The 4300-nt window shown below is 76.0% G+C and carries 4 protein-coding genes; 2 read left to right on the top strand and 2 right to left on the bottom strand.

From position 1 onward, the window contains the following. Positions 1–101: 101 nt before the first annotated feature. The gene (locus tag IEZ17_RS44230; RefSeq protein ID WP_189303739.1) at positions 102–929 is read left to right on the top strand and encodes a chaplin; all 828 of its coding nucleotides are present in this window, start codon (positions 102–104) and stop codon (positions 927–929) included. A gap of 86 nt (positions 930–1015) precedes the next feature. On the opposite strand, the gene IEZ17_RS25015 is transcribed toward IEZ17_RS44230, so the two are convergent. After that, positions 1016–1204, bottom strand: a complete 189-nt coding sequence (locus tag IEZ17_RS25015; RefSeq protein ID WP_189303737.1) for a DUF5703 family protein — start codon at positions 1202–1204, stop codon at positions 1016–1018. A 47-nt stretch (positions 1205–1251) separates the two neighbouring features. Between IEZ17_RS25015 and IEZ17_RS25010 the strand changes: the two genes are divergently transcribed. Next, entirely contained in the window at positions 1252–1935 is a 684-nt protein-coding gene (locus IEZ17_RS25010; protein WP_189303735.1) for a hypothetical protein, read from the top strand. A 94-nt stretch (positions 1936–2029) separates the two neighbouring features. On the opposite strand, the gene IEZ17_RS25005 is transcribed toward IEZ17_RS25010, so the two are convergent. Continuing rightward, on the bottom strand, positions 2030–4300 hold a 2271-nt coding region (locus tag IEZ17_RS25005), incomplete at its 5' end, for a helix-hairpin-helix domain-containing protein (RefSeq protein ID WP_189303733.1).

The raw sequence follows: 4300 nt of genomic DNA, 5'->3' as shown, positions 1-4300 counted from the left end.
CTGGGTATTTCAGAGCGCGGGTGAATTGTTCCCACGGTCGTCATGTCCCAGGACCGTCCTCCGCGCGCATTCCCGTAGGGCACAAGGCAGGAGAACAATCTATGAGGCAGGTCGCAAGAAAGGGCCTGATCACCATGGCCGCCGCGGGCGGCGTGCTCGCCATGGCGGCGGGGTACGCACAGGCGGACTCCGGGGCAGTGGGAGGCACCGCGAATTCGCCCGGTGTCGGATCCGGCAACACGATCCAGGCCCCGATCGACGTACCGGTCGACGTGTGCGGCAACACCGTCAACGTGGCGGGGCTGCTCAACCCGGCGTTCGGCAACAACTGCGGCAACGGGACGGGCGGGCACCACGGCCACGGCCACGGTAAGCACCGGCGTCCGAGCGGCGGGCACGGTGCCAACGCCCAGGGTGGGGCCTCGAATTCGCCCGGTGTCGCGTCCGGCAACGTGGTCCAGGCGCCGGTGAACGTACCGGTCAACGTCTGCGGCAACAGCGTCGACGTGGTCGGCGTGGCGAACCCGGCCGTCGGCAACGACTGCGGCAACGCCTCGCCGGGAGGACCCGGTACCCCGCACCGGCCCGGCCACCCGCCGACTCCGGGTCCGGGCACGCCGCACCACCCCGGCCAGCCGGGGCAGCCGCACCACCCCGGTCACCCGGGCCAACCGCACCACCCGGGGGGCGCACACGGGTCGCGCCCGGGCACCCCGCAGGGCCCGGGCGGAGGGCACTCCCCGCACGCTCCGGGGGTGGGATCGCAGCATGCGACCGCACCGCACGCCCAGGGGGTGACGCCGACCGTGGGCGGGAAGCAGCTCGCGCATACCGGCGCCGGGGCGATCGGCTATGCGGTTCCGGCCAGTGCCGGGCTGCTGCTCGGGGGCGCCGTGCTCTACCGCAGGGCGCGTACCGCCCGTAGCTGATCAGCGGCACTCCGTGCGCAGGCACGACGGAGCGGGCCCCGTCCTTCGGGGCCCGCTCTGCTGTCCGTACGCCGCTCCGTCGGCACTCACCACGTGGCGCGGAGCTGGCGGATGATCCGGCGGCGCAGCCGCACCCGGCGGCTGCCGTCGGGATAGAGGCGCAGGCGGTCCAACTCCCAGTGTCCGTACTCGGCATGGTCGGTCAGCAGGCGTGTGGTGGCCTTGCGGGAGACCCCCCGAGGCACATACACATCGCAGAATTCGTATTCCGGCATCGCATCTATTGTGCGGGACGGGCCCCGGTACGGATAGCGTCTGCACTATGTCTGATGCTGCGCAGCCTTCCGCTGCCGAGGTACGTGCCGCCGCTGAGGCGGTCAAAGCCGCGCTGGACCGTCACCTCGACGCGGTCGAACGCCGCTCGGGGCAGGACGATCCGGCCGTCTATGCCGCGTTCGACGAGCTCGCCGCGGCGGCTGAGGTCTATGACGAGCTGCTTTACGACACCTACGACGAGGTCACCCCCTTCGAGATCCCCGGGAGCGACACCCTGCCCGCCTACGCGGGGCCCGAGGAGCCGAGTGCGCTGAGCGTGCTCATCCGGCGCGACTACACGGTCGCCAAGCCGCAGCGTCTGCTGCATCAGGCACAGCGGATCGCCGATCTCGATCCGGACGCCGCGGATGACGCGACGGGCCACGCCCCTGATGCCGCCGCGGTGGTCGGGAGCAGTGTGCACGCGGCGCTCGGGGTGCTCTTCGGCGAGTTCGAACCGGACGAGATCGCCTCCCGGCACAAGGAGTTCGGCCTGGAGGAGGGCGACTCCACCCTGTGGGTGGCTGCCGTCGACGAGCCGGCCGAGCCGGGCGAGTGGCTTGCCGCGCCGTTCGACCAGGCCGATCCGCAGCGGGTGGTGTGCCGCTTCGACATCAGCTCGGTCTTCGACGAGGAGCTGGGCATCGACGACGAGGACGAGCTGCTGGAGCCGGCCGACAAGGAGCGGTGACCGGGTGCGGTGACCGGGAGTCGTGACGGGGCCGGGAGGCAGGCAGCCGCCTGCCTCCCGGCCCCGCACCCGGATCCGCCCGGGGCGGCGGGGCTCAGCCCGCCGCGGGCTCCGCATCCGACTGCGCTCCGCTCTGCATCTGGAGCAGCGTCCGCAGCCGGGTGGTGCGCTCCTTGACCGGGATCTCGGCGACCGCACGGGGCAGCGCCTGGTCGGCGCCCTGGACCACCGACAGATGCCGCTCGCCGCGGCTGAAGGCGGTGTAGACCCAGGCGCGGGTCAGCCCGCCCGCCGCGTCGCCGGGGAGCACCACGACGACCGCGGGCCAGCGCATGCCGGCCGCCTGGTGGGCGGTGAGCGCCCAGCCGTGCCGTACGGCGCCGGAGCCGACCTGCTCGCGCGGTACGACGACGGCGCTGCCGGCGCAGTCGAGGCGGAGGCCGTCGGCGTCCGCGCCGGTGACGGTGCCGGGGAGCGTACGGCCGGGGGACGGGGCGTAGGCCACGCGGTCGCCGGGGTCGAAGCCGCCGAACCGTCCGGGGCCGGGGTTGAGCCGCTCCTTGAGCGCGGCATTCAGGGCGCGGGTGCCGGCCGCGCCGCCGTGGCCGACCGTGATGACCTGCGTCTGGTCGGCGGGGACACCGAGCGCCCGGGGCACGGAGTCGGCGACCAGCTGGACCGCGCGGTGCACCGCCTCGTCCGCGGCACGCACCGGGACGATCACCACCTCCTTGCCGGGGGCCTCGACCTCGTTGAGCTCGCCGATGCCGATGCCGGACACCAGCTCGCCGATCGGGCCGAAGTCCGGGGTGCGGGAGGCGACTTGGGGGCAGAACCGGGACAGCAGCAGATCGTGGAAGAGCCGCCCGGGGCCGGCGGACCACAGGAGGCCCGGGTCGCCGCTGAGCACCAGGCGGGTCCCGTCGGCCAGCGACTCGACGAGCAGTGCGGCGGTCTCCAGATCGAGCTGCGGAGCGTCCAGCACGACCAGCAGGTCGAGCGCCAGCGCGCCGTCCGCGTCCCGGCCGGGGCCCTGCCGGCCGGAGAGCAGACCGGAGACGGTCACCGCCCCTGCGGCCGGGTCGTCGGCGGCGTCGGCGGGCCGGGCCTCGGCGAGGTGCGCGGCGAGCCGCCGGCGGCCGTTCTCCGTGTGGGTGGCGCCGAAGGCCCGCAGGCCGAGGGAGCGGGCCGCGGCGATCAGCGCGGCGGGCTCGGCACGGGCCGCCTCACCGCCGGTGTGCGCGAGCAGGCCGCTGTCCGCGGCGGCCCGGATGAGCGCCGCCGCGGAGGGGGACGGGGCGGCGTCCGCGGCGGCTTCCCAGGCGGCGGGGGAGGGACGGACGGGGGTGGCGCCGGGGGCGTCCTCGCCGGAGTGGCCGGCCTGGCCGGCCTCGCTGTCCGGGGTGGCCTCCTGTGCCGCTTCCGCTGCGGGCGCCGCGTCCGTCGCTTCTTCCGCTGCTGCCTCTGCTTCCGCGTCCGTCGCCGCCGCCGCGTCCTCCGGTCCCCCGCCCACCGGTGACGGCTCGTCCGCCGCCGACTCGTCCGCCGGCTCGGATCCCTCCGCCGGCTCGAAGGTGTTCAGCAGCCGGGCCAGGCCGTCCGCGACGCTCTCCTCGGCCATCGCGAAGCGGTCGAGGCCGAGCAGGATGCGTACCGGCTGGTCCTCGTCGTCCTCCGCTGCGGGGCGGGGCCGGCCCGGGGTGTCGAGGGCGTCCTGGAAGACCAGCACCGCGCCGTCCGCGATGGCCGTCTGGAGGGCGTCGTCGGGGTCCGGTACGGAGCGTTGGGCGAGGGCCGCGCGGAGGGCGGACGCCTCCAGGGCGGAGTGGCCCGCTACCGCGGCCTGCTCCAGCAGCCACCCGATCAGTGCCTGAGCGCGCCGCTCGTCGTCCGGTCCGCAGGCGGGGCCGAGCAGCGCCCGCGCGAAGCCGTCGGCCTGCTCCGGGCGCACTCCGGGCACCGCGAGCAGCTGCCACGGGTCGGCGCTCAGGGCTTCGGCGGCCCGCTCGCCGAGCGCTTCGGCGGCCCGCTCCGCGAGTGCCTCGGGGGCGCCGCCCGCCGCGAGGACCTGCCGCACGCCCGCGATGCCGGGTGCCGGGGCGAGGGCGGGCCGGGGCGGGGTGCCGCCGCCGGGGGCCGCACCGGGGCCGCCGTCGGCCTCGGGGGGCCGCGCCGGATCCGCCGGCCGCTCCGGGGTGCGCTGCAGCGCGACCTCCGGGGCCGGACCCGCCGGACCCGCCGGGCCGGCCGGTGCGCGGTCGCCCGCGCCCTGCGGCGCCGGGCGGGCGGCCGGCGCGGCGGGCTTGGCGGCCCGCGGGGCGTCGTTGAAGAACGAGGCGGCCGAGCGCTCCCCGGTCTCCACGGC

It is taken from the genome of Streptomyces albospinus, assembly GCF_014648695.1.
Classification (GTDB): Bacteria; Actinomycetota; Actinomycetes; order Streptomycetales; family Streptomycetaceae; genus Streptomyces; species Streptomyces albospinus.
Note: the sequence above shows the minus strand (reverse complement) of the source record. Positions and strands in the feature narration are given on the sequence as shown.